Origin of the sequence: Gardnerella coleohominis (genome assembly GCF_002896555.1) — a bacterium.
GTDB lineage: Bacteria > Actinomycetota > Actinomycetes > Actinomycetales > Bifidobacteriaceae > Bifidobacterium > Bifidobacterium vaginale_F.
This window is the reverse complement of sequence record NZ_MNLH01000040.1, coordinates 1-372: the sequence shown is the minus strand read 5'-3', so window position 1 is coordinate 372 and position 372 is coordinate 1. Positions and strand designations below refer to the sequence as shown.

Annotated in this window: 1 pseudogene; it reads right to left on the bottom strand. The window is 37.6% G+C overall.

The features are described 5' to 3' along the window. Nucleotides 1-136: 136 nt before the first annotated feature. A pseudogene (locus tag BFS05_RS06930) lies at nt 137-372 on the bottom strand (hypothetical protein); the annotation flags it as partial.

The following is a 372-nucleotide window of genomic DNA, read 5'->3' as shown; positions in this document are numbered from 1 at the left end:
AGCTTGACGCTAAATTTAAAAGTATTATCCGCCCATTGCGCAGTTCGCTTAGAGCCAGAGCCATTATTATAATTCGCTCCAAAATCGAACAATTTACTATGATTCTTTGCATTTCCTGCTTCAGAATCAAACTTTTTTAACCAATCAGATCCTTCATGGMRYKMAWAKRCTTCTCGCTATCCTTACCATTATTGAAAATCTCGTTAAAATCTGCTTCTGTTTGATTGTATTTAGGACTATACAAAGAGGCTTGAGGAAGCACGCGAATTGTGAGAGGGTGACTTCGTACAATTCGATTATTACCATAATCAAGATTGAATGATCCAGGCGCTGGATACTTGATTTCTATAGAAAACGTAAGCCTGTCCCTTA